This window comes from Leptothrix sp. (in: b-proteobacteria) (assembly GCF_965250675.1).
Classification (GTDB): Bacteria; Pseudomonadota; Gammaproteobacteria; order Burkholderiales; family Burkholderiaceae_C; genus Sphaerotilus.
The window spans coordinates 183,521-207,786 of record NZ_CBDFPH010000011.1 but is presented as its reverse complement, the minus strand read 5'-3'; the positions used below and the strand labels follow the sequence as shown (position 1 = coordinate 207,786).

30 protein-coding genes are annotated in these 24,266 nt (G+C 66.6%); 28 read left to right on the top strand and 2 right to left on the bottom strand.

Features of this window, described 5'->3' with window-relative positions:
- The first annotated feature begins 21 nt into the window (after positions 1-21).
- From AC5IG3_RS15365 to AC5IG3_RS15280, 18 genes are all read left to right on the top strand, one after another.
- The gene (locus AC5IG3_RS15365; RefSeq protein WP_491907172.1) at positions 22-324 is read left to right on the top strand and encodes a Mor transcription activator family protein; all 303 of its coding nucleotides are present in this window, start codon (positions 22-24) and stop codon (positions 322-324) included.
- Positions 325-377: 53 nt separating this feature from the next.
- Complete coding sequence (locus AC5IG3_RS15360; RefSeq protein WP_491907171.1) at positions 378-596, top strand: phage head-tail joining protein; 219 nt, start codon at positions 378-380, stop codon at positions 594-596.
- A 3-nt stretch (positions 597-599) separates the two neighbouring features.
- A complete protein-coding gene (locus AC5IG3_RS15355) occupies positions 600-2,084 on the top strand; it encodes a phage portal protein (protein ID WP_491907170.1) in 1,485 nt (494 codons plus the stop codon).
- Between the two features lie 15 nt (positions 2,085-2,099).
- Positions 2,100-2,726, top strand: a complete 627-nt coding sequence (locus AC5IG3_RS15350) for a hypothetical protein (protein ID WP_491907169.1) — start codon at positions 2,100-2,102, stop codon at positions 2,724-2,726.
- 16 nt (positions 2,727-2,742) lie between these two features.
- On the top strand, positions 2,743-3,033 hold the full coding sequence (locus AC5IG3_RS15345; RefSeq protein WP_491907168.1) for a phage fiber-tail adaptor protein: 291 nt from the start codon (positions 2,743-2,745) through the stop codon (positions 3,031-3,033).
- Positions 3,034-3,068: 35 nt separating this feature from the next.
- Positions 3,069-3,305 carry a hypothetical protein gene (locus AC5IG3_RS15340; protein ID WP_491907167.1) on the top strand — a complete coding sequence of 79 codons (237 nt, stop codon included), beginning with the start codon at positions 3,069-3,071 and terminating at the stop codon, positions 3,303-3,305.
- Positions 3,302-4,849, top strand: a complete 1,548-nt coding sequence (locus tag AC5IG3_RS15335) for a phage head spike fiber domain-containing protein (protein ID WP_491907166.1) — start codon at positions 3,302-3,304, stop codon at positions 4,847-4,849. The genes AC5IG3_RS15340 and AC5IG3_RS15335 overlap by 4 nt, the downstream gene beginning before the upstream one ends.
- A gap of 124 nt (positions 4,850-4,973) precedes the next feature.
- The gene (locus AC5IG3_RS15330) at positions 4,974-5,375 is read left to right on the top strand and encodes a hypothetical protein (protein ID WP_491907165.1); all 402 of its coding nucleotides are present in this window, start codon (positions 4,974-4,976) and stop codon (positions 5,373-5,375) included.
- A complete protein-coding gene (locus AC5IG3_RS15325; RefSeq protein ID WP_491907164.1) occupies positions 5,372-5,722 on the top strand; it encodes a phage fiber-tail adaptor protein in 351 nt (116 codons plus the stop codon). Before AC5IG3_RS15330 ends, AC5IG3_RS15325 begins: the two co-directional genes overlap by 4 nt.
- Before the next feature lie 55 nt (positions 5,723-5,777).
- Positions 5,778-6,389, top strand: a complete 612-nt coding sequence (locus AC5IG3_RS15320) for a hypothetical protein (RefSeq protein WP_491907163.1) — start codon at positions 5,778-5,780, stop codon at positions 6,387-6,389.
- Positions 6,302-7,861 (top strand): prohead protease/major capsid protein fusion protein, encoded by a 1,560-nt coding sequence (locus tag AC5IG3_RS15315; protein ID WP_491907162.1) that lies wholly within the window; start codon positions 6,302-6,304, stop codon positions 7,859-7,861. Before AC5IG3_RS15320 ends, AC5IG3_RS15315 begins: the two co-directional genes overlap by 88 nt.
- Positions 7,862-7,934: 73 nt before the next feature.
- Complete coding sequence (locus AC5IG3_RS15310) at positions 7,935-8,267, top strand: DUF2190 family protein (protein ID WP_491907161.1); 333 nt, start codon at positions 7,935-7,937, stop codon at positions 8,265-8,267.
- A 21-nt stretch (positions 8,268-8,288) separates the two neighbouring features.
- Positions 8,289-8,615 (top strand): hypothetical protein, encoded by a 327-nt coding sequence (locus AC5IG3_RS15305; RefSeq protein ID WP_491907160.1) that lies wholly within the window; start codon positions 8,289-8,291, stop codon positions 8,613-8,615.
- Entirely contained in the window at positions 8,615-9,055 is a 441-nt protein-coding gene (locus tag AC5IG3_RS15300; RefSeq protein WP_491907159.1) for a hypothetical protein, read from the top strand. The genes AC5IG3_RS15305 and AC5IG3_RS15300 overlap by 1 nt, the downstream gene beginning before the upstream one ends.
- Position 9,056: 1 nt before the next feature.
- The gene (locus tag AC5IG3_RS15295; protein WP_491907158.1) at positions 9,057-9,203 is read left to right on the top strand and encodes a hypothetical protein; all 147 of its coding nucleotides are present in this window, start codon (positions 9,057-9,059) and stop codon (positions 9,201-9,203) included.
- Between the two features lie 3 nt (positions 9,204-9,206).
- Complete coding sequence (locus AC5IG3_RS15290; RefSeq protein ID WP_491907157.1) at positions 9,207-10,175, top strand: phage tail tube protein; 969 nt, start codon at positions 9,207-9,209, stop codon at positions 10,173-10,175.
- 14 nt (positions 10,176-10,189) lie between these two features.
- The gene (locus tag AC5IG3_RS15285) at positions 10,190-10,549 is read left to right on the top strand and encodes a hypothetical protein (protein WP_491907156.1); all 360 of its coding nucleotides are present in this window, start codon (positions 10,190-10,192) and stop codon (positions 10,547-10,549) included.
- An 89-nt stretch (positions 10,550-10,638) separates the two neighbouring features.
- Positions 10,639-10,950, top strand: coding sequence for a DUF1799 domain-containing protein (locus AC5IG3_RS15280; RefSeq protein WP_491907155.1), 312 nt, complete (start codon positions 10,639-10,641; stop codon positions 10,948-10,950).
- On the opposite strand, the gene AC5IG3_RS15275 is transcribed toward AC5IG3_RS15280, so the two are convergent.
- Positions 10,951-11,154 carry a hypothetical protein gene (locus AC5IG3_RS15275; RefSeq protein ID WP_491907154.1) on the bottom strand — a complete coding sequence of 68 codons (204 nt, stop codon included), beginning with the start codon at positions 11,152-11,154 and terminating at the stop codon, positions 10,951-10,953.
- 30 nt (positions 11,155-11,184) lie between these two features.
- Here AC5IG3_RS15275 and AC5IG3_RS15270 point away from each other — a divergent pair, with 30 nt between their 5' ends.
- From AC5IG3_RS15270 to AC5IG3_RS15230, 9 genes are read left to right on the top strand one after another with little or no spacing between them, the layout of a single operon-like run.
- Positions 11,185-15,417 (top strand): tape measure protein, encoded by a 4,233-nt coding sequence (locus AC5IG3_RS15270; RefSeq protein WP_491907153.1) that lies wholly within the window; start codon positions 11,185-11,187, stop codon positions 15,415-15,417.
- 18 nt (positions 15,418-15,435) lie between these two features.
- On the top strand, positions 15,436-16,278 hold the full coding sequence (locus AC5IG3_RS15265) for a hypothetical protein (RefSeq protein ID WP_491907152.1): 843 nt from the start codon (positions 15,436-15,438) through the stop codon (positions 16,276-16,278).
- 17 nt (positions 16,279-16,295) lie between these two features.
- Positions 16,296-19,526, top strand: coding sequence for a beta strand repeat-containing protein (locus AC5IG3_RS15260; protein WP_491907151.1), 3,231 nt, complete (start codon positions 16,296-16,298; stop codon positions 19,524-19,526).
- A gap of 1 nt (position 19,527) precedes the next feature.
- Entirely contained in the window at positions 19,528-20,133 is a 606-nt protein-coding gene (locus AC5IG3_RS15255) for a DUF4376 domain-containing protein (RefSeq protein ID WP_491907150.1), read from the top strand.
- Positions 20,130-20,492, top strand: coding sequence for a hypothetical protein (locus AC5IG3_RS15250; protein WP_491907149.1), 363 nt, complete (start codon positions 20,130-20,132; stop codon positions 20,490-20,492). Before AC5IG3_RS15255 ends, AC5IG3_RS15250 begins: the two co-directional genes overlap by 4 nt.
- Positions 20,489-20,704: a hypothetical protein gene (locus AC5IG3_RS15245; protein WP_491907148.1), complete on the top strand. Its 216-nt coding sequence runs from the start codon at positions 20,489-20,491 to the stop codon at positions 20,702-20,704. The genes AC5IG3_RS15250 and AC5IG3_RS15245 overlap by 4 nt, the downstream gene beginning before the upstream one ends.
- Positions 20,701-20,949 (top strand): hypothetical protein, encoded by a 249-nt coding sequence (locus tag AC5IG3_RS15240; protein ID WP_491907147.1) that lies wholly within the window; start codon positions 20,701-20,703, stop codon positions 20,947-20,949. The genes AC5IG3_RS15245 and AC5IG3_RS15240 overlap by 4 nt, the downstream gene beginning before the upstream one ends.
- A complete protein-coding gene (locus AC5IG3_RS15235; RefSeq protein ID WP_491907146.1) occupies positions 20,946-21,878 on the top strand; it encodes a hypothetical protein in 933 nt (310 codons plus the stop codon). Before AC5IG3_RS15240 ends, AC5IG3_RS15235 begins: the two co-directional genes overlap by 4 nt.
- A complete protein-coding gene (locus AC5IG3_RS15230; protein WP_491907145.1) occupies positions 21,875-22,066 on the top strand; it encodes a hypothetical protein in 192 nt (63 codons plus the stop codon). Before AC5IG3_RS15235 ends, AC5IG3_RS15230 begins: the two co-directional genes overlap by 4 nt.
- 189 nt (positions 22,067-22,255) lie before the next feature.
- On the opposite strand, the gene AC5IG3_RS15225 is transcribed toward AC5IG3_RS15230, so the two are convergent.
- Positions 22,256-23,140: a LysR family transcriptional regulator gene (locus AC5IG3_RS15225; protein ID WP_491907144.1), complete on the bottom strand. Its 885-nt coding sequence runs from the start codon at positions 23,138-23,140 to the stop codon at positions 22,256-22,258.
- Between the two features lie 143 nt (positions 23,141-23,283).
- Between AC5IG3_RS15225 and AC5IG3_RS15220 the strand changes: the two genes are divergently transcribed.
- Positions 23,284-24,264 carry a Bug family tripartite tricarboxylate transporter substrate binding protein gene (locus AC5IG3_RS15220; protein WP_491907143.1) on the top strand — a complete coding sequence of 327 codons (981 nt, stop codon included), beginning with the start codon at positions 23,284-23,286 and terminating at the stop codon, positions 24,262-24,264.
- Positions 24,265-24,266: the final 2 nt, after the last annotated feature.

Sequence of the window (24,266 nt, the reverse complement as noted above, 5' to 3'; positions counted from 1 at the left end):
GCCATAACCCCATCCCTAACCATGACCCACGCTCTTGACGACAGCGACCTGATCGACAGGCTGTTTGACTACCTGCTGCAGATCAAGCCCGCATTGGCCGAAGACGCTGCACAGCTCGCAGCAATGAAGATGGCTGTGCGCGATGAGTTTGCAGGGACGATGGAGTACATCAGCGCCCGCCGGCCATCAAAGTCATCCTTGTTGGCATCACAGGTGCTTGCTCAATTCAACGGCCGCAATGCGACAGAGGTAGCACGGTGCCTGGGCATCAGCCGGGCGACGGTCTATCGGGTGCTCAAGCAGCCTGGGCAGCCCACCGGCTAAAGTCGTCTCAGACTTTTATGGAAATGAGACACCCCGCTCGGTAGCCTGAGCGGATGGCCCTCACGCAATCAGACCTCGACCGGCTCGACCAAGCCATTGCCACCTCCGAACTGGAGGTGGAAGTGGACGGCCGCCGTGTCCGCTACCGCTCCATCCCGGAGTTGCAGGCGGCGCGGTCCCATGTGGCCAGCGTGCTTTCCAGCGTCAGCGCCACCGGCCAGACCGGGCGGCGCACCGGGTATCCGGTGTTCATCACCTCGCGGGAGCGCTGAGCCATGACCCCGCTCGCGCCCCCCACCGCGCTAGACCGTGTCGTCGGCTGGCTCAACCCCCGCGCCGGCCTGCTGCGGTACCAGCACCGGCAGATGCTCACCCGCGCCTACGCCGCTGCGCTGCCCGGCGACAGTTGGCGCCCCAAGCGCGCCGGCGCCAGCGCCAATGCCGAGCACCAGGCCAGCGCCGCCACGCTGCGCGCCAAGAGCCGCAGCCTGATCGAGAACATCGAGTACATCAGCGCCGGCATGTCCGCTCGCGTCGCGCACATCGTCGGCACCGGCATCGTGCCCAAGTGGACCGGCCGCGATGGTGCCCGTCTGGCCGCCCTGTGGCCTCAGTGGGTCAAGGTGGCCGATGCCGATGGCGTGCGTGACCTCTACGGCATCCAGGCCGCCGCCGTGCGCGCCATGGACGCCGATGGCGAGGTGCTCATCCGCCTGCGCACCCGCACCGCTGCCGACGGACTGCCGGTGCCCCTGCAGCTGCAGCTGCTGGAGATCGACCACCTCGACACCCAGCGCAACAACGGCGCGCAGGGCAACAACCAAGTCATCAGCGGCATTGAATATGACGCCCTGGGCCGTGTCGTCGCCTACTGGCTCTGGGCCCAGCACCCCGGCAGCACCGGCACGCTGCGCGGGCGCGGCATGCAGAGCAGCCGCGTGCCTGCCGAGCAGATCATCCACCTCTTCAACCCCGGCCGGCCAGGGCAGGGCCGGGGCTTCCCGCGCCTGTCGCCGGTCATCCCGCGTGCGCGAGATCTGCAGCTGCTCGAAGACGCGGAGCTGCAGCGCAAGAACCTCGAGGGCCGTCTCTCCGTGCTGGCCAGTGGTGATGTCGCCGCCATGGCTGACGGCAGCCAGTTCGGCCAGGGTGGCCGCGACGCCAACAGCCTGGGTGAATTCGCCAGTGGCGGTATCACCCAGGTGCCTGCCGGCCTCAACCTCACCGTCATCGAGCCCAAGGCAGCGCCGGGCTTCGTGGACTACTGCAAATACAACATCCACCTGATCTGTGCCGGCGGTGGCTTCACCTACGAGCAGGCCACCGGCGACATGCGCGAGGTCAACTTCAGCAGCGCCCGCGTGCGCATGTTGGACTTCCGGCGCGAGATCGAGCAGCTGCAGTGGCTCACCGTCATCCCAGCGCTGTGTGACCGCATCTGCACCGAATTTGCTGCCTACGCCGCCCTGGCTGGCCGGCTGCCGGGCAAGCCCAGCTTCACGGTCGAGCACTCCACGCCCAAGTGGGACTACATCAACCCGCAGCAGGACATCGACGCCGACCTGGCTGAGATCGCCGGGGGCCTCAGCAGCTTCTCCGAAAAACTGCGCCGCCGGGGCTATGACCCCGAGGTCGTGTTCGATGAGCTCGCAGCAGACATCAAGGGCCTGCAGGACCGGGGCATCTGGGATGCGCTGGTGATGCTGCTCAAGGGCAAGGCGTCCACCACCGCTGCCCCGCCGCCAGCCCCTGCGCCCTGACCGCTCCCCCAGCCCATGGCCACTGCCACCCTCGACACCCTGCCGCACAACCTGCTGGCCCGCAACGCCGCCGGCTGGCAGCGCAGCGCGCTGGCCGACAGTGCGCTGGCCGATGCCGCACATGATGGGGAACACCAGCTCGTGTGCACCTACCTGCACAGCGGTGTTGGTGACCTGTCACTGGCCCGCAGCTTTGCGCAAGTGCCCGGCCACCGGACCTACACCTTGGCCGCTGACGTGTGGTGCGAGTTTGCCGAGCCGACCTCGCTGTTCATTGGCACCACGGATGCGGCGACGCTCACGCGCCTGCAGTACCTCACCCTGCCGACCGACCCCGGCGCCGGGCAGTGGCTGGGCCTCAGCGCCACGGTGACGCTGCCGGCGGGCTACACGGGCGACGTGGCCGTACGCCTGGACCCGCTCGATATCGCCCCACCCGCCGGCCGGGTGGCCCGCTATCGGCGCATCCGTGCCTGCATCGGGACGGATGCGCCGTACTGGCCTGGGGCCGACGTCAATTTCTCGGCGCCCTGGCTCGTGACCTACGCCCCGTCGCTGCGCCAGCTCATCGCGCCCGAGCGCATCAAGACCCTGGAGAGCGCGCTGCGCGCCTCCCTCAGCAGCCCCGACCGGGCCGCTTGACTGCGAGACATCTTCCATGGCCCTCATCGGTACCGTTCTTAAGCAACCACGGGAAATTCTTCCAGTGGACATCAGCTACGCGAAAGCCATTGGCGCGCGGACCTACTCGTCCATCACGCCCAGCGTCGAAGTGCCTGCTGGCATGACCCTGTCAGCCACCGTAGTGTCAGGCACCACGGTACAGCTCGTCATCGCTGGCGGGACGTCAGGGCAAACCTACAAATGGACGTTGCTGTCCGACGTCGTCATGGGCGGCGTGACCAGCCGCTTGGAAGACGAATTCATCGTCCTCGTCGAAGAGTCCTGAGATTCCCAACACCCACACCTCCACGAAAGCACCGCATGGCCACGCTCACCACCGCGCTCGAAACCGAGTTCACGCCCGCATCGGGCGAATTCAACGCCCAAGTCACCAGTGGCGACGTCTACCTGTACCGTAAGCAAACGGCCGGCGCCGCCTGGGCGATTGCCGGCGCGCTGCAAAACGGCAGCGCGGTAACCGTGTCGAACCCAGTTGCAGGCGCGATCTACAAATTCGTCTCGCGCTCTGGCGGCCCCATCGTGCAGGCCGACCAATGATCCGCAGCCCCATTTCCTCTGCCGTTCGCAGTGCGTGGCGGCCAGTGCTGGGGCCCGCCATCAGCCAGGTGCAGCCCACCCTCGACCTCAACTTCGCCAGCGGCACCATGCCGCCCGGCCTGACGTTCAGCCGCGCCAGCAACGCCACGATGATCGGCAAGGATGGGCTGGTGGGGTGGGCGCCGCATAACTTGCTGCTCTACAGCGGCGACATCTCGAATGCGGTCTGGAACAAGTCAAACGGCGGCACCGTCACCTCGGTGGCTGACCCATTCGGCGGGATGGGTGCCCAGCAATGGACGGTCGGTGCGCTGGGTGGCGCAGGGCTGCAGCAGGCTTACACGATCCCCAACTCGACCGTCACGGTTTCTGGATGGTTTCGAGTTTCGTCTGGAAGCCGAGTTTTGACTCTTTGCACCCACCTAGATACCGGCTCGGGCGTCACTGTCACGTCGACATGGCAGCGCCTCTCGGTGACTTCTACCGGGCTAACTCAGGGCGGGGCAGGTCAAGTTCGCATTGACCGGTCTGCCGTCAGCGGGCAAGTCATCGAGATGTACGGACTTCAGGTCAACGCGGGCCCCCTCCAGCCCTACTACCCCACCACCGGCTCGGCCTACTACGGCCCGCGCATCGAATATGACCCGGCGACGCTCGCGTGTCGGGGGCTGCTGATGGAGCCTGCGGCGACGAATCTCGTCCCGAACAGCAAGGGCAGCATCTTGAGTACTCAGTGGGGGAGAGCGCAAGCATTCGGCAACGGCGCCGAGCCTACCGAAGAGCTATCCGATACCGACCCGCTTGGCTACGATGGATCAAGCTATCGGCTGGCTGGCACAACGGCAAACATCAACCATTTTTTGCTCGATTCCGTAGCTATTGGCGTTTCGTCAGGTGCAACTTACACCTACCGGGCGAACGTCCAACGTGTTTCTGGAACGGCGGCTGTATCCTCTGCAAATATCGCAATTCTTTGGTACGACGCCAGCTCTGCCTTCATATCCCAATCCAGTGCTGGGTCTGGTGGCGCTGTTGATTTCGTAACAAAGCTCGTTGCTACAGGTGCTGCACCCGCCAATGCGACTACAGCAAAGTTGCGAATTGCATTTGTTCCAAGCGTAGCGGCTGGTACTGCAGTTGATTTTCGCGTGCGAGTTTCTGGAAATCAGTTTGAGGCCGGCCCCGTCGCCACAAGCTACATCCCGACTGCTGGAGCGAGTGCGACGCGGGCGGCCGAGGTGTGCAGCAAGGCAGTATCTGGAATTGGTGGATGGAATACGGCAGGGACTATCTGTGAGAGCCACACCTACGTGAGTACTCCAATCGGGTTTAACTCACCGTACTCGCTTGGCTCGTCGCTTTCGTCTTTGGCTCTGCTTAGTAACAGCAACTCAAGAGCGCAGTGGGCTGGAGGATTCCTTGGGCCTTCGGTTACGGGTGCTGACGGCTCTTCGGCAACGGCTTTCAACATGACGACTGTGTGGCTACAAACTCAATCTCCGGGTCAACTCCGGTGCAGTTCACTATACCGACCAACTCTGTGAATGATGGGACGCTCCACCTCGGGCGTTGGACCTATTCACCATCTGCTCATCAGCCAATCCACATCCGCCGCGTCCGCTACTACCCCGCCGCGCTCCCTGCAGCCACTTTGCAGGCCCTTACCAAATGAACGACTACTTCGTCCGCTGCGTCGAGTCCGACGTGCCCGCGCTCTATGCCTTGGCCGGCGCGCTGGGCGTGCTGCAGCCCGTGCCCGACACCGATGCCCACACCGTCGCGCCGCCGCACTCTGGCGCGTGGGATGTGGTCGGCCCGATCTACCGCCCGACCGGCGAGATGCTGGATGTGGGGGGCATCGAGTCGCCCGTCACTGCGCCGATCTGCAGCCCCGATGGCCAGCCCTATTGGCACGCCAACCTGCGCATCGACGCGAGCTTGATGGATCTGGCGCAGGCGTCGGACGACCCGGCAGTGCAGGCCGGGCTGGGGGATCTGGCGCGGTGGTTTGTGGTCGGGGCTGATGGCATGGCCACGGCGCCGCAGCAGCCGGCGCGGGTCTGGCTATGAGCCCCCCCTTCCTGCCTGCTGATGTCAAGGCCCGCCCGCCTGGCCAGCCCTCCGGGCGCATCGAAAAGCGCCCCGGCGATTCGCGCGATTACCGGGTCGATTGCAGCGCGCTGCTGCGCGAACATGAGCTGGTTCGGTCCGTCCTGGAGGTGCAGGCGCCGGGGCTTACCGTGGGGTCTGCTCGGGTGCGTCAGGGCCTGTATGCCGAGGTGCGCTTATCCGGCGGTGCTGCACTGCCTGGCACTGCGTATGCGGACTTCCCCCTGCGCCTGCAGCTGCAGACCACGCAGGGCACGGTCGAGGTCGTCGTCACGGTGCGCGTCCACGGCGCCGATGGCTTCGCCTGAAAATCGTCTCAGCGTTTTATGGAAATGAGACAGCACGCTCGGCACGATGCCGAGCATGCCCTCTGCAGCCACCGCCACCGTCGATCCCGTCACTGACGTCCAGTTCCGCGAAGTAGCGCGCGAGGTGCGCGACCTGCCCACGCAGCTGCGCGAAGCGACCCTGGTGCCCAGCACCTATAACGCCGACGACAACACCGTCGAAGTGGTCTGGACCGCCGGCGCCCGCCGCCGCGCCTACGACTGGTACAACGACCGGCCCTACGAAGAAGAACTGGCTGTCACCCCTGAGGCGGTCGACATGACCCGCTTCGACGCCGGCGTCGTGCAGGTGCTGGACGGCCACCGCGTCTATGGCGGCGTGGCCAACATCCTTGGCATCGCCCAGCGTGCCTGGATCACCGGCGGCGAGGGCCGCGCCACGCTGCGCCTCAGCCAGCGCGACGAGGTCGCCGGCATCGTGCGCGACATCCAGGCCGGGATCATCCGCAGCATCTCGTTCGGCTACAGCGTCGAGCGCTACGAGATCACCCGCGCCCAGGACCGCACCGACGGCGTCAACCTGCCGCTCTATACCGCGCCGTGCGCTGGACGCCGCAAGAAATCAGCTTCGTCACCGTGCCGGCTGATCCCGGCGCTTCGACCCGTTCTCAACACCCCAGCCCCGTAGCGCCTGCCGGTGCTGCCGCGCCGCGCGGGCTGCCGTGCGAGTTTGTCCGATCGGCTGCGGCCGCTTCTCATCCCACCCCCACCCTGGAGCATCGTATGCCCGCACCCGTCAACACCGAGCAGGGCACCACCACCGCCCAACCCGACACCACCACCGCAGACCTCGCGCAGCGCGCCGCCACCAACGCCGCCGCGCTGGCCGCCGACATCACCGAGTTGTGCACCCGCCACGGCGTTCAGCAGCTCGCCGTCTCCATGATCCGCAGCGGTCAGACGCTGGACCAGGCTCGCAGCCAGGTGCTGGAAGAACTGGCCCGCCGGGATGCTGCTGCTGGCGGCCACATCAACGTGCGTGTCGAGACCGTGCGTGACGAGATGCAGACCCGCATGGCAGGCGTGCAGGAAGCCTTGCTGGCCCGGGTCGATGTCCGCGCACCGCTTACCGACAACGGTCGCCAGTTCCGTGGCATGGGTCTACTGGAGATCGGCCGCGAAATGCTCGACTGGCAAGGCGTCAACACCCGTGGCTTGGACAAGATGTCGCTGGCGACCCGCGTCATGACCTTCCGCTCTGGCGCCGGCCTCATGGGCACCAGCGACTTCAGCTCGCTGATGGCCAACGTCGCCAGCAAGCGCCTGCGCTTTGGCTACGAAGAAAACCCTGGCACTTACACCCGCTGGGCCCGCCGCGCGCCCAATGCACCGGACTTCAAGAGCATGTCTGTCGTGCAACTCGCCGCCATGCCGGACCTGCTGCAGGTCAACGAAGCCGGCGAGTTCAAGTACGCCGCCCTGACCGACGGTGCCGAGACCTACAAGCTGGTCACCTACGGCCGCATCGTCAGCCTGAGCCGCCAGGCCGTCATCAACGACGACCTGCGCGCCTTCGATCGCATGATCGCCGGCTTCGGCGCCAGCTCTGCCCGCCTGGAAAACCGCCTGGTCTACAGCCAGCTCACTGCCAACGCCAACATGGGCGACGGCACCGCGCTGTTCCATGCCAACCACGGTAACCTGGGCAGCGGCGCCGGCAGTGCGCTGGCCTTCAACGCCCTGGCCGACGGCCGCAAAGCCATGCGCCTGCAAAAAGGTCTGCAGGCTGAAGAGCTCAACCTGGCGCCGTCCTACCTGATCGTGCCGGTGGCGCTGGAGCAGCAGGCCTACCAATTCACCAGCAGCCAGTACGTGCCTGCCAAGCAGAGCGATGTCAACGAGTTCCGCGCCGGCGGCCGCACCGCGCTGGACCCGATCGTCGAGCCCATCCTGGACGCCAGCAGCGCCACGGCCTGGTATCTGGCCGCCCAGAACAGCCAGGTCGACACGGTGGAGTACTGCTACCTCGACGGCGCCGAAGGCCCGGTGGTCGAGAGCGAAATGGGCTTCGAGGTCGACGGCATCAGCTTCAAGTGCCGCGAGGACTTCGCCGCCAAGACCATCGACTACCGCGGTCTGTACAAGGCCACCGGCGCCTGATGACGCACAGCGCGGACTCAAGCACTGAGCCCGCGCCGCCACTGCCTATCCCCGCACACACGGAATCCCCACCATGAAGAACTTCGTCCAGGCCGGTGACACCCTCGCCGTCATCGCCCCCTACGCCGTGAACAGCGGCGACGGCGTGCTCGTTGGCAGCCTCTTCGGCGTTGCTGGCAACGCTGCGGCCAGCGGCGCCGATGTCGAAATCAAGAACGAGGGCGTGTTCGACCTCGCAGCGCTGTCGACCGATTCTGCTTCTCAGGGCACCAAGATGTACTGGGACAACACGAACCGTCGGCTCACGGTCACTGCAGGTTCGAACACGCTGATCGGCGCGCTGACGGTCGCCAAGGCCGCTGGCGCAGCTACGGCCCGCGTCTACCTGGACGGTGTCGTTCGCTGATCCTGTTGAAGCCTGATCGCCATGGCCACACTGACGCTCACTTCTGACTCCTTCGGGCCCGCCATGGCCCGGGCGGGCGTTGCCATGCTGCGTCGGCTGGCCAACGTGGAGGCCTCGGTGGATGGCGTGCCCGTGGTGGGCTTGCTCACGGATGCGCCGGAGCTCGCACCCCTTGGCGGCTTGGCTGCACAAGCCCATGCGCTGCAGTTTGACTGCTTGGCCGCTGATCTACCCGACTGGGCGGTCGCCGGCACAGCCGTCAGCCTGCCGGCGGGCGCCTACCGAGTCGTCGTGCGCACCGACCGCACCGACCTCGGCCAGGTCAGCCTCACGCTGGAGCGCGCCTGATGCTCGGCACCCAGCAACTCCGCGCCTTGGCGATTGCCGCCCTGCAGGCAGCGCTGCCCGGCGTGGCCGTGCTGCGCCAGTCCGACCGACCCGTCGGGACCGACATCGCACAGGCCATCAACGTGCGCGTGGGCCGCACGCGAGGCAATGCCTATCTGATGGGCGGCGCGGCACCGGTGGATTGCACCAGCCAGCTGCTCATCGACTGCGTGGCCCGCGCGGCCCCAGGCCAGGCCGCTGATGAGGCTGTTGCCCCGCTGCTGCTTGCGGGGCATGCCGCCCTGATGACGGCCGGATCCCTGCTGGCCGCCGGCTTTCAGGTGCAGCCGGATTTCGACCTGGACGAAGACCAGGAGTCGCTTGATGCCCGCATCGGCTCGGCCACCCTGGTGCTTGGCGTCCGCTGGCGCACCGCCAACAGCAACACCCTGGAACCCTGACATGCCCAAGCTCACCCCAACCGCGGCCGACCACGCCCGCACCCCCGACAACACCCCCATCCCCGGCGGCGGCGCCTGGACCTGGGACGCCGAAGCCGGCGCCTGGGTCGAGACGCGGCCCGTCCAAAGCGCCCCGGCGCAGGAGTAACCCATGCCCCGCTACACCCGCAACATGGGCGTCACGGCCAAGATCGAGACGACGGCCGGCGTCAACGCCTTGCCGTCTGCTGCGACCGATGGCCTGCTGATCGCCGGTGACATCAGCATCGAGCCACTGAACCTCACGATGGCCGAGCGCAATCTGCTGCTGCCGTACTTCGGTGGCAGCCAGAGCCTGATCGCCTCGGTCAACGCCAAGATGAGCTTCAGCGTCGAGTGGGCGCCCTCGGGCACCGCCGGCACTGCGGCTGCCTGGTCGGCGCTGATCCAGGCCTGCGCCGCCGGCCAGGCCACGCTCGCCACACCGGCGCGCATCGAGCACACGCCGGTGAGCACCGGCCTCAAGACCCTGACGGTCGACCTCAACGACGACGGCGTGCTGCACGAGCTGACCGGCGCCATGGGCAATATGAAGCTCAGCGCCAAGGTGAGCGAGACGCCCAAGCTCACCTTTGATCTGCTGGGCACCTACAACACCACCAGCGTCGCGGCTCTGCCGTCGATCGCACTGTCGGCCTGGAAGCCACCATTGCCGGTGGCCAAGGCGAGCATCATCGACGTGACGCTGGGCGGCGCCTATGCGGCCGGCGCGCTCTCGGGCGGCACCAGCTACAACAGCAGCGGCCTGGAGATCGATTTCGGCAACAAGCTGGGCTACTTGATCGGTGGCAGCAGCGAGCGAGCCGAGATCACCGACCGCAGCAGCACCTGTAACTTCGAGCTGGAGTTGACGGCCACGCAGGAAGTGGCCGCGCACGCCGCCATGATCAGCAACACGCTCACCAGCATCGGCTTCGCCATCGGCAACACCGTCGGCTCGAAGCTGATCTTGTTCGCGCCCAACATGCAGCGCACCGCCGCCAAGAAGGTCAACCGCGATGGCGTGCGCTTCGTGGGCTTCGACGGCAAGCTGCTGCCATCCGCGTCGGGCAACGACGAATGGCGCCTGGTTCAGGCCTAAGACAGGAGAAGAACATGGGTTTCAAACTCACCATCGGCGATGTGATCGACGTGCCCGTGAAGGGCAGCGTCAAGGACGGCTCGGGCGCTGTCACCTTCAACTTCACGCTGCAGGCCCGCCGCCTGCCGTTGGCCGAGTACCGCGAGGTGCTCAAGCCCGAGAGCGAGGTGCTCGTGCGTGACTTCCTGGTCGACAACGTGCGCGGCTGGCGCGGTCAGCGCCTGGTCGTTGACGACAGCGACGCCCCGGCCAGCTACAGCCCCGAGGCGTTCGGCTGCCTGATCGGCATTGTGGGCATGGAGCAGACCTGCTTCCAGGCATACCTCAAGGCCCTGCAGGTCAGTGAAACCCCGGCGGGCCGCGCGGGAAACTGACTGAGGCGGCGCGGCTCTCGGCGCAACGCCTGTTCCAGGACGCTGCCGATGAGTCCCCCGCCGCCGGCCCGGACAGCGAGGGCGAACGCATGGCCCGCATCCTGGCGCAGATGGGCGTGCGCGCGGTGGATGGCAACGGTGCAGATGCCACTGTCGCCGCCCGCGCCACGCCTGAGCTCTGGTATCTGTGGCCGGGCAACGCGCCGGTCTGGGCGGTCTGGTGCGGCCTGCAAACCCAGTGGCAGACCAGCATGGCCGGCGCCACCGGGCTGCATTACCCGAGCGTCTGGAGCGTGATCGACCGGGCGCTGCCGAGGCGGCGAAGAGATGAGGCGTTCGCCGCGATCCAGCGCATGGAGCGGGCGGTATTGGAAGTCTGGGCCGAGAGGCGGGAGAAGTGATCAGCAGCGCTCAGCCCGGGCCGCTTTCTGCCGCTGCTGCTCTGCTTGCCAGCGCTTTTGCCACGGCGACACCACAGCCAGCAGCACGCCCAGCGCCAGAAAGATCACCCACGCCCCGCTACTCGATAGCAAGAACAAGAGCCCGATCAAGGCGGTCAGGCCCCCGAAGAACACGAACGCTGCTGTGCGAATGAGGCTGAACATGCAATCGATTTTACTGTCCGGGGTGCTGGCGTGAACGAACTCAAGTTCCGCTTGGCGCTCGACAACGGCGCCTTCGTCACGGGCATGAACGGCGCTGGCGCACAGCTGGACCGCTTCGGCGGCCAAAGCGACCGCGCCGCCGCCGCGGCCGAACGCCTCAGCGCCAATGTCGCCCGAGTCGGCCACTACGCCGCTGGGCTGGTGGCGCTCAACCAGATTGGGCAGACCGGCGGGCAACTCATCCGCCTGGCCGATGAGTACGCCAACATGGCGGGCCGCCTTAACCTCGTCTCCGACTCGACGGCCCAGGCCACAGCCGCACAAGCCAAGTTGTTCGACCTGGCGCAGCAAACCCGCACGGGCGTGGCGGGCCTGAGCGATGTGTTCGTCAAGCTGCGCCAAAGCACCGACGGCACCGGCATCAGCCAGGAGCGCCTGCTGGCCATCACCGGCACCATCGGCAAGACCATGACGCTGAGTGGCAGCAGCGCCGAGAGCATGACCGCCGCGCTGATGCAACTCGGCCAGGGTATGTCGGCAGGGGTGCTGCGCGGCGAGGAGCTGAACTCGATCCTGGAGCAGGCGCCCGCGCTGGCGCAGGCCATCGCCACCGGCATGGGCACCACCGTGGGCGCGCTGCGCAAGCTGGGGGAGGAGGGCAAGCTGACGTCCGAAGTCGTCGTCAACGCCTTGGAGCAAAGCGCCAAGAAGGTCGACAGCGACTTCAGCAAGCTGCCGCTGACCGTGGGCCAGGCCATGACGCAGGTGCAGAACAGCCTGCTGCAAGCCGTGGGCGTGTTCGACCAGGCCAACGGACTGTCCAGCGGGCTGGCTTCGGGTATCAGCACTCTGGCGCAGAACATGGGCACGCTGGTCTCGGTGGCCACCGTGTTGGCCGGCGTGATGGCCGGGCGCATGGCTGCCTCCGTGTATGCCGGCGTCACCGCAACACTGGCCGACAGGACTGCGCGAATTGCTTCGCTGCAGGCCACGGTGGCCCAAACGGAAGCGGTGGCCATTCACACCGGCTTCGTCCTGGCCGATGCCCGCGCCACGCTGGCATCGGCCTCGGGCTTCGGTGCATCGGTGGTGGCGCAGAACGCCGTGGTGGCCGCCACGCAGCGGCACACGGCGGCCCTGGCGGCGCAGGGCGCGGCGCAAGCGGCTGTGGCGTCCACCAGCGCCGCAGCCACGCTGGGCGCGCGTGCGCTGGGTCTGTTGGGTGGGCCCATCGGGCTGGTGACCACCGCGCTGAGCCTGGGCGTTGCGGCATGGCAGATGTGGGGCGACTCTTCCAAGGCCTCAGAGGCCGCCGCCACGGGCAATGTCGAGCGCAGTACCGGCGACATCATTGCTTCGCTGGACAAGCAGATTGCCAAGCTGCAAGAGCGCAACCGCTTGGCCGCAGCTGGGGCAGCTGGCATCGCCAAGGGTGGTGGCGAGGGCGCTGAAGAACTGGGGCGCCTGCAGAAAAAGATCGATGACTTCACCGCCGGCAAGGGTGAAGCCACCGGCGTCAACGACATGGCGCGGCAAGCCATCTTGCAGACGACCATTCAACAGTACGCCGCGCTGTACTCGCGCATGCAGCAGGTGGGCGACGAGCAGAAGAAGCTCGACGCCATCGGTCAGCAGTCCAAGTTGTCGGCCTACATGGAGAAGTACGCCAACGACGCCGAAAAGCTGCAGGCCGAACTCAAGAAGGTGCGCGAGGAGTTGGGCGGCGTCATCCCGCCCGATCTTGAGGCCCGCATCCGCGCCAAGTTCACCAAGCCCGTCAAGGAAGGAATCGACTACGCCAAGCAGTACGCCGACCTGGTGGCCGACCTGACCAACAGCGGCAGTGGACTGGCCGCGAACTTCAACGAGCAGGCCAACGTGCTGGCGCGAGGCTACGCGCTGACGGACAAGAGCGCAGAGGCCGCCACCCGCTACCGCCAGGCGGTGGAGGCGCTGATCAACAAGCAGCCCTTCGCCGTCGCCCAGGCCAAGGCCGAAGCCGATGCCCGCGAGGCGCTCAACAAGGCCTTCGCCGAGGGTTACAACAAGCTGCGCAACGATGCCGAGCAGAGCGCCGCCGCTGTCGCCGGCCGTGTGCAGGGTCTGCGCGATGAAGAGGCTGCAGCCGCCCTGATGAAGGCCGGCAACCTGACCCTGGCCGCTGCGATGGAAGAAGTCATCATCAAGCGTCTGGAAGACCAGCGCGAGCAGGCCCGGGCGCTCGGCAACAACGCCGCCGTGGCCGCCATCAACGCCGAAATTGCTGCGCGTCGCGAACTGGCTGGCCTGGTTGGCCAGAAGGCCGCGCGTGAGGCCGGCGACGAACTGCGCAAGCGCGAAACCGCCGAATGGGCCAAGACCTGGGAGCAGGTCGGCCAGAGCTTCGCCGACAACCTGATGAACGGCGGCAAGAGCGCCAGCCAGTACATCAAGGACCTGTTCCGCACCATGGTGCTGCGGCCCCTGATGCAGCCGGTGATGGGCGCTATGACGGCTTCGCTGGGCCTGCCTGGCACGGCGTCAGCCTCAGGTGGCGCGGGCGGCACCGGTGGGATGGGCAGCATGATGAGCAGCCTGTCAGGGCTGGCCGGCTTGGGCAGCGCATTCAAGGCCGGCAGCGCCCTGACCATGAGCGGCGCGGGCGGCACTGGATTGGCGCTGGAGGGTGCTGGCTCCATGATCGGCAGCGGCTCCTATGCGGCCGGCGCGGCTCAGGGCGCCGGTGCGCTGGCCCCGTGGGCAATGGCTGCAATGGCAGGCGGCGCCATCGGGCGCGGCATCAGCAACGGCTACGGCATCGGTGGCAAGTCCGGCAACGGGGTCGTCAACACCGGCATGGTGGTGGGTGCCATCGTTGGCGGCCCGCTGGGCGCGGCCATCGGCGGCGCCATCGGTGGCGTGGTCAACCGCGCCTTCGGCCGCAAGTTGACCGAGACCGGCATCGAGGGCACCCTTGGCGGCGACGCCGGCTTCAGCGGCAACGCCTACACCAAGGAAAAAGGCGGCTGGTTCCGCAGCGACCGCACGCGCACCAGCGCCCTGGATGCGGGCACCACCAGCGCCTTCTCTGGTGCGGTCGACACCCTGCGCACCCAGACCCGCGACTACGCGGCCGCGTTGGGGCTTGGCGCCGATTCGGTGGGCACCTACACCCAGAGGATCAAGCTCAACCTGATGGGCCTGAGCGAGGCCGACCAGACCAAGGCCATTGACGGCGCGCTGTCCGACTTCGCCAATGGCTTGGCTGCCAGTCTGGGGGCAGGGCTCGACCGCGTGGCGCTGCGCGGCGAGAAGGCCGGCGACACCCTCGCGCGACTGGGCGGCGCACTCACCACCGTGAACGACACGCTCGGGCTGCTGGGTCAGGCCGCGCTGGCTGCCAGCCTGGACGGCGGCGCAGCAGCCGACGCGCTGCTGAACGCCTTCGGCGGCGTCGGCAACTTCGACAGCCTGACCAGCAGCTACTTCGCCAATTTCTACGGTGAAGCCGAGCGCACCGTCACCCAGACCGGGCAGATGGCCAAAGCACTGGGTCGCCTGGGGCTTGAGATGCCCACCACCAACGCCGCGTTCCGCGCGCTGGTGGAGCAGCAGGATCTGAACACCGACGCCGGCCGGCGCAACTACGCCGCGCTGATGAGCCTGAACGGTGCATTTGCCGAGCTGTACCCGCTGACGGACAAAGTCTCGACCGCCGTGGAACAGGTTGCCAGCGCCATGGAGAAAGCCGGCGCCACCGTGAGCGACGAAATCAAGCGCATCCGGGGCCTGACTGCCGCCGGTGGCGGCAAGGCGCGCACCTTCGCCGAAGCCCAGTCTCAGTTCGCCATCACCACCGCACAGGCCCGTGCGGGCGACGCCGCCGCCATGGCCGCGCTGCCCGACGCCAGTCGCGCGCTGATTGACCTGGCCGACACCGCCGGCCGTGACCGCACGGCCCAGGCTGCTTTGCAAGCCAGCATCGCCGACAGCCTGCAATCCACGCTGGACGCTGCCCAGCAGCAGCCTGCCGCGCCCGCCGCCGCCACGGCAGATGCGCCGGCTGTCCCCGCGCCAGCCACGCCTGCTGCCACAGCCACACCCGCGCAGCAAACCAACGCCGACCTGCTGGCCGAGCTGCGCGCCCTGCGTGCCGAAGTGGCCGCCCTGCGCGCCGAGCAGGAAACCAACGGCAGCGCCACCGCCACCAACACCGACCGCATGCAGCGCCTGCTGACACGCATCGCCCCGAACGATGCGGTGCAAGTCCGCATCCTGACCTGAGCCTGAGTCACTGCGCCCATGCAAGTCCTCGTCCCTGCCACCATCACCGACGCCGTGCTCACCAGCAGCACCGCCACGGAAAACGACGCTGCCTCCTGGGTGGCGACCACTGCCTATGCCGTGGGCGACAAGGTCATCCGCACCAGCACGCATCGCATCTACCAGCGGCTGATCGCGGGCACGACGGCCACCGCACCTGAGAGCGACAGCGTGAACTGGAAGCTGATCAGCTCCACCAACCGCTGGGCTATGTTCGACCGCAACGCCGCCAGCCAAACCCGCGTCACCAGCCCGCTGACCGTGGTGCTGGCCCTGCCGGCTGCGTACAACGACCTGGTGCTGCTGGGCGTCATCGGCACCACCGTGACCGTGAGCGTGGGCGGCACCATGGTGCGCACCGTGGCCGTGCCAGCGCCGGCCGTGGGTGCCAAGGGCAGCACCGTCATCGTCACCGGGCTGGCCGCTGCTGCCAGCACGCTGCAAGTCAGTCTGACCGGCACCGGCGCGGTCGGCATCGCCACCCTGGCCGTGGGCACCTTCACCGCCGCCGGCGACACCGACGGCACGCTCACGCTCGGCATGCTCGACGGCAGCACCAAGACCTTCGACACCGCCGGCAACCCCCAGATCACGCCCGGCCCCTACGCCAGCCGGCAAGAGATCTCCGTCACCACCCCGCTGGCCACCTTCGATCAGCTCGCCCGCGTGCTGACCGCCGTGCGCTCCACGCCCTGCGTCTGGCTGGGCGTGCCGTCGCTGCCGGGCGCGGCGCTGTACGGCTGGCCGCGCGAATGGACGCTCAAGCGCCAGCGCGGCATTGCGCGCGGCACCGTGCAGCTTGAATCTCTGGCCGTGGGCTGAGGCAGGACGACAGCGACATGACCCAATACCTCAACCCCGCCCCCGTCACCGACGCGACGCTCGTCAGCGCCAGTCTGGCCGAAAACGACTACACCGCCTGGGCCGCGGCCACGGCCTACACGGTCGGCAACCGAGTCATCCGCACCAGCACGCACCGGATCTACGAGCGCCTGATCGCCGGGACGACCGCGACAGCACCCGAGTCCGACGCCGCCAACTGGAAAAACGTCGGGCCTACCAACCGCTGGGCGATGTTCGACAGCAGCCTGGCCACGGCCAGCACCGGCGCCACCAGCATCAGCGTGACGATCAGCGCTGGCACGGCAGTAGGCACCGTCACGGGCGTGGTGCTGCTGGGCGTGGTCGCCAGCCAGGTGCAAGTGTTTGCCGGCGCCACGCTGGTGCGCACCGTGGCCGTGCCGGCGCCGGTGTCGCCGTCGACCTCGTCGACCGTCATGATCACCGGGCTGTCGATCGCCTCAGGCAGCAACACGGTCGTGACCGTGACCGGCAGCGGCACGCTGGCCGTGGCGCACATCAGCGTGGGCACGTGGGTGGACCTGGGCGAGACGCTGGATTGCGAGGTCGGTATCACCGACTTCAGCACCAAGAGCGCCGACGGCAGTGACATCCAGAAGGGGGGCTATTCGCGCAAGCTGCGCGGCAACTGCACCGTGCTGGCCGCCGACGTCACCAACGTGCGGGATCGACTGGAGAGCCTGCGCGGCGGCGCGGTCGTGTACTGGTCGCTCGACGACACCTACGAGGCCACCCGGGCACTCGGCTGGCTGGCCGACTTCAGCTTCAGCGGCGTGCGGCCCACGGGTCGTGCCAGCTACAGCCTCAGCATCGAGGGCCTGACGCGCGATGACGCCACCATCGCCGCCGGCACCGCTGCGCTCGGCACCAGCCTGACCGGTGGCCTGAGTTTGCAGCTTGGCGCCACCTCGTTCCTCGTCCCCGCCGACAGTGCCGGCGTCGTCAGCAGCTACACGGGCGCCACCAGCGCCGTGCTGGTCACCCAGGGCACGCAGGACGTCACCAGCGCGTGGGGTATCACCACCACCGACACCAACTGCACTAGCACCTTCGCCGGCGGCGTCATCACCGTCACGGCATTGAGCGCAGATGCCGGGTATGTCACCGTCACGGCCACGCGCACCGGCTACGCCACGCTGACCGGGCGCTTCAGCGTCGCAAAAGCGAAGGGCGGGGCGGCCGGGGCAGTAGGCTCCGCTGGGCCGACCGGCGCCGCCGGTGCCGACGCCCTGAGCCTGAGCCTGTCCAATGGCGCGCACGTCGTGCCGGCAAGCAGCGCCGGGGTGGTCAGCAGCTTTGCCGGCGCCTTCACCACCGCCACGGTCTACAAGGGCCAAGCGGCGGACGCCGGCTGGACGATCAGCAAGGTCGACACCAACGTCACCAGCACGCTGTCGGCGGCCACCGTCACTGTCACCGCGATGGCCGCCGACGTGGGCTATGTCGACGTCAGCGCCACCAAGCCCGGCAACCCCACGCTGACGGCACGGTTTTCGATCAGCAAGGCTCTGGCGGGCGCGACGGGCGCGACGGGCGCGACGGGCGCCACGGGCAACACCGGCCCGACCGGCCCGCGCAGCACCGTGCAGCTTGCCCGCGCTATCGCAGGTACCGCCTGGAGCGATGCCGAAGCGAACACCGCGCTGACATCCAACGGCTACGGATCCCCGCTCAGTGGCGATGTGGTCACGCTCTACAACACCGGCTCAACCCCGCCGTTCTCGCTGACGAAGGTCTACAGCGCTGGCTGGCAGACGCTGGCGGCCTATTTCAACGGCTCGCTGCTGGTCGACGGGACGGTCATCGCACAGAAAATCGACAGCCGAGGCCTGAGCATCAAGGATCAGTTCGGGAATGTGATCCTGGCGGCGGGGAATGCGCTGCCGAGCAGTTACGGACCAACTTCTTCGGGGGAGAATTTGTGGACAGGCTCGCTGTCTACCCCAACAAGTGTGCTCAGCGCAAGTATCTCTGCTACTGGGGTTGGCGATCCACGCGGAGGTTCGACGGCAGTAAATGTGACGCTGAACGCATCCGGGAGCTACGTGCACTATCGTGTGTTCCCTGCTGCCGGACGGCCAGCTGGTTGGTATACCTGTTCATTGAAGGTATACGTCGTTGCTGGTATGTCAATCGTGGTGTCAGCCACTAACGGATCATCGTGGCTAGGCTCGAAGTACCAAATTGCAACCACGAACTCGACATCACCGGTTTGGATACCAGTTACTATTCGGCAATATATCCAATCATCTGATGGCGGGTTGGATTTTGTTGTCGGGTCAAATCACGATACTGCAACTTACGTCGGTGTTGTCTCGTCAGTGCCCGCGAGCACAACGGTCTCGATTGCCGACTTGGTTGTGTACCGCGACAACAGTATTGACGATCAAAACAAGATCACGCCCGGCAACGTCTCCACCTACATCGCCGACTTGGCCATCGGAAACGCGCAGGTCGCCAAGGCCCTGTACTCCGACAACTTCAACGGCAGCATCGACGGCAACGGCAACATCCTGGGCTATGGCACCGTGGGCTGGGGCATCGGCAAGGGAGGCCGGGCGGTGTTCAACGACCTGTACCTGCGCGGCGAACTGTCGGGGGGCGCGATCACAGGCTGGGCGTGGCCTGCTGCTGGATCAGGGCCGGGCTTCTACCTTGGGCCAAACGGGTTGCTGCTCGGAAATGCCAGCGATGGAAAATATTTGCAGCTAATCTCGAATGGCGACATAAATTCGCCTGGGTTTAGTGTGTCGAACGGAGTCCTGACAATATCTCAGGCGAATGTCATCAATACTTTACAGGTTGCGGGCGGCGCCATCACAGAAAGCTACTTGGCAAGTGGCGCGGGCTCGGCTCATCCTTCCTGCTCCTACGGTGTTGTTGTCCCATCTGGTTCCACGTACCAAATCACCGCAATTGCGTCGCTTGATGTTTCTCACACAATAACCGTCAACTCTGGCGGCACAGGGACAGCGACTGCGCGGGGGATTCTTTTGTACAACGGCAGCCAAGTGGATAGCAACATTTTTTCGACTGGAACCTTTTCCTTGGGAGGGTCTGGATCATCTGCCCAATACTCCGTGAGAGGCTCCGGTGTTGTTCAGCATACGGCTGCATTTTCTGGACCTCAGACGGTAACTGTTGCCGCAGACTTTAGTGGGTCTGCGGCCAATAGTTCCAGGCTAATGATTTTGGTGACAAAGAGATAAAATGTTTCACATCACATCGGTTGACGAAAGTGGCGAAATTATTCAGCGGTCTTCGTCTCAGCACGAGTCCGTAATATTGGGAGGTAGACACCCGAACGGCCGCGACTTTATCGAGCTAGAGCCGCCGAATGGGGCAGCTTGGTGGGATTATTCGACCGAAGCATGGGTTATTCGCCCAGAGAGTCCTGGCGACACGTATCAATGGGACGCTGTCGCTAAAGCCTGGATCGACCCCCGCACCCTCGACGAACTGAAAGCCGAGGCATGGGAGCGCATCAAAGCCGCCCGCGCTGCTGCTGAAGCCTCGCCACTGACCGTGGCTGGTCGCACTTACGACGCCGACGCTGCCAGCGCACAGCGCATTGCGGGCGCGGTGCAAATGGCATCGCTGGCCCTTGCCGCAGGGCAGGGCGCGGAGTTCGAGATCGCGTGGACCTTGTCGGACAACAGCAGCACCGTGCTCAGCGCAGCGCAGATGGTCGATGTCGGCCTCTCGCTCGGGCGCCAGATCAGCGCCGCGCACGCACAGAGCCGCGTGCTGCGCGCACGGATCGACGCCGCCACCTCGACCGACGAACTCAACAACATCACCTGGAGCCCCGCATGAGCCCGCCGCCTACCGACTTCGACCCGACCCGATCCGGCCAATGGGGCGCCCCCAGTTCGCCGAGTCACTCTGATTTCGTGCGCCTCGAATCGAAGCTCGGCGACCGGATTGATCGCGTGCATGAGCACGTCACTGACAGGCTCGACAGCATCGCGCAGGCGCTGCAGCAGCTGATCGTGGTGGCCGAGCGCCAGGCGCACGCCGCCGTGCTGCACGAGCAGCTGCGCGAGCGCGTCACGCTGCTCGAAGGCAAGGCCAGCGCGACCGCCGCCCGCCTGAACGAGTGGATCAGCTACGGCATCGGGGCGTGGGCGATCGCGTCAACCCTGTTCATGGTCTGGAGCAAGTGGCCGTCATGACTATCGAACACGCCGTTTTCCTGATGATCGGCCTGCTGGTCGGCTGTAGCGTCGGCACTGTCGTTGTGGCGCTGTTGCGCTCGGGCGGAGATATTCACAGCGTCAACGCGCGAGAAATGGCCAGCGCTTATCTGATGGGCTACCAGGACGCCAGCGCCGGCCTGCTGCCCGATTCCACCCGGCCTGCCCCCTTACTGGACGAAACCCGATGAACCCCTTCCGCTCAATCTGGCTCATGTGGGGCGGCAAGTCAGCGCCCCGCGCCCCGGTGCAAGCCGCCATCGCCCCGGACAGCTCGTTCGGGATCATCAAGCGCGGCGACGAACTGCTGGTCACGCTCGACGCCGAAGCCCTTGATCGCCTGGAACACGCCCTGCAGCAGCGCCGCGCTGCGCTGTGGGCCGCCGATGCCGCCAACCGCCGCGCCATTCGCTCAACAACCCCGGAGACCCCATGAGATTCCGCCACCTGTTCTTCGCCGCCGGCTCGCTGATCGTGCTGGCTGGCCTGTTCCTGACCGACCCGGATCGAGGCGTCAGCACCGGCATGCTGCTGCTCGCACTGGTCACGCCCGTGCTGGCCGTGGTGTTCGCCCATTACGCCCGCAAGGCGCTGCACGACTACCCAGGCGCCGACGCGCGCCGGCTGTTCGTGATCGCGGGCGAAAGCTCCATCGGCGCGGGCCTCGCGCTCGTGGCCATCGCTATCGTCACGTCGGCGCTGCTGGGGTTGTTCGGCGGTGTGGCGCGGGCCGGCGAGATCCCCGCCGCTGCCGAGGCACACCGCGACACGCTGCGCACCGAGCTCGGGCTGTACTGGCCGGCGCATCCCATGCCCGCCGCGGTGCCGGCGCTGATCGAGCACGAGAGCTGCGTCACGCTGCGCCATCCGCGCTGCTGGTCGGCCACGTCGCGGCTCAAGACCCAGCGGGAGGAGGGCGCCGGCCTTGGCCAACTCACGCGCACCTGGCGGCCTGACGGCTCGCTGCGCTTCGATGCGCTGGCCGACATGCGGGCCCGTCATCCCGAGCTGCGGGCGCTGTCCTGGTCCAACGTCTACGCTCAGCCTGACCTGCAACTGCGTGCCCTGGTGTTGATGGGGCGCGACAACTATGGTGCCCTGAGCACGATCCGTGATCCGTTCGAGCGCCTGGCGTTTGCCGATGCTGCGTACAACGGCGGCCTGGGCGGCGTCCGCACTGATCGCCGGGCCTGCCAGGTCACAGCAGGATGCGATCCGCAGCGATGGTGGGGCCACGTCGAGCGAACTTGCACAAAATCACAAGTCGCGCTCTACGCCAGCCGCAGCGCGTGCGACATCAACCGGCACCACGTGCGGGACGTGCTTACCGTGCGGGCGCCGAAATACGCCGGGTGGCTGTCATGAAGGGCTACAGAACGCTGCTCGTCAACGGCGCCGTCTGCCTGATCCCCATCGTCGACTTGCTCACCACAGGCGGCGAGCTGCTGCTGCCGCTACTGGGGCCGAAGGGCGCGGCGGTGCTGGGAGCGCTGGGGGCGGTCAATCTGGCGCTGCGGTGGGTGACGACGACACCGGTGATGCGGGCGGAGTGATCCATTCAGGGAGGAACTCAGGGAAGAATGCGGGGAACAAAGGGGACGCAAAGGGGGTGCCACCTGCAGGAACCGCCCTCAATTACCCCTAAAACCCCTGTTCATATGTTCGAGCCCCATCAGCCACCCCAAAGAAACAAAGCACCTAGCCTCGGCCACAAGCCGGGGCTTTGTTGTTTCTGGCGTCCGTCAGTCATGCATCAGTTCGGTGATCAGTTTGCGAACGATGTGCAGCGCGGGCGGCTCAGCCCGGCGGGCGAGCGTGACGATGCCGAAGCGGGCCATGGCGTTCATCGCAGGCTTGAGGGTCAGCTCCACCAGGTCAGGCGCTGCTGCGCGGATCGCGATCAGCACCGCGTCGCTGTCGCGCACGACCTCGACCAGGCTGGGAATTTCTTCGCAGCGCAGCGTCACGCACTCGGACGGATGGGCGGCCGGCCCGTAGCGTTCCACCATCACGCGTGCCACTTCCTCGCTCAGGGGCGTCGAGGCGATCGGGAACTGGCGCAGGGCGTCGAATCGCAGCGCGCCCTTCCAGCGGGTCAACGGATGGTCTTCACGCACCATGAAGGCGCCGCGCATCTCGACCAGATTGGCCACCCGCAGGTCCGATGCCGGCGACAGCGAGCGGGCATCGACCACCAGGGCGTCGAGCTCACGTTCTCGCAACCGGCGGGCGAGCACATCGGTGGGGCCCCGCGCGACCTCGATGTGAATGGTCGGGTGCGACTTCGCCATGGTCTTGAGCAGCGGCGTCATCAGCATCGCGCCGGGCCCCGAGCCCAGGCCGATGCGCACGGTGCCTGACCTTCCCTCCCGCATCTGCCGTCCGCTGCCTTCGAGTTCATCGGCATCGAAGACCAGCTGCCGCGCGCGCTGCAGCGTCTCGACCCCGAAGGGCGTCAGGGCGCTGCGCCGTCCCACGCGGTCGAACAGGGGCTGGCCCAGCTCTTCTTCCAGCGCCCGGATGCTGCGGCTGAGCGCAGGCTGTGTCAGGAACAGCGCTTCTGCAGATCGCGTGAACGAGCCGCTCTGTGCCAGCGAGATCAGGTGTCGGAGTTGAACCAGGGTCATCGGGGAAACCCGATCAATGCATTCATCGAACTCATCATAACGAGGTCAACAATGCATTGGACGTTGCATTTTTTGGCTCCTACATTGGGATTGCCGACAGCCTTTATCGCCCCAACCCCTTGCCCACACCGACAGGATTTGCCATGACGAAGTTCCAACGATCGCTGACCCTGATGGCCGGCCTGCTGCTCAGCGCAGGCGCTGTCCTCGCACAGACCTGGCCCGTCAAGCCGGTCAACCTGATGGTGCCGTACCCGGCGGGCGGTCCATCGGATGCGATCGCGCGCATCTTCTTCAACCCGCTCGGCAAGGAACTGGGCCAGCAGGTGCTGGTGGAGAACCTCGGCGGCGTCAGTGGCGCGCTGGCGGCACAGAAGGTGCTCGCAGCGCCAGCCGACGGCTACAACGTGTTCCAGGGCTCGCCCAACGAGGTGATCCTGTCGCCGCTGGCCAATGCCGCCGTGAAGCTCAAGACCGAAGACTTCCGCCTGGTGCATCCGGTCGCCGACGCGGTGATGGTCTTCGTCACGCGCAAGGACCTGCCGGTCAACAGCGTCGACGAACTGATCGCGCTGGCCCGCAAGTCGGCCGACCGGCCGCTGACCTATGGCAGCGTGGGCGTCGGCTCGCTCTACCACCTGATTCTGGAGAACGTGCAGGCGCAGACCGGCGTCAAGCTGGCGCATGTACCCTACAAGGGCAACGCGCCGCTGCTGCAGGACATCGGCGGCGGCCAGGTCGACTTTGCCGTGCTGGTCTACAGCGCGGCGATGGGCGCGATGGCCGAGCAAGGGCGCATGAAGGTGATTGGCCAACTCGGCGCGCAGCGCTCTGAACTGCTCAAGAACGTGCCGGCGGCCAATGAAGGCCAGGCCCTGAAGAACTTTTCGTACAAGATCTGGACCGGCTTCATGGTGCCCAAGAACACGCCCGAGGACGTCGTGGTGCGCCTGCACGCCGCCATCGGCAAGACGCTGCAAGACCCGACGGTGCGGGCGCAGCTGGCGGCGCAGACCCAGGTGGCTTCGGCGCCGATGACGCTGGCCGAGTCGGCCAAGTACTTCGAGGTCGAGACGGCGCGCTACCGCGCCATTGCCAAGCAGATCAACCTGCAGCCGCAGTGAGC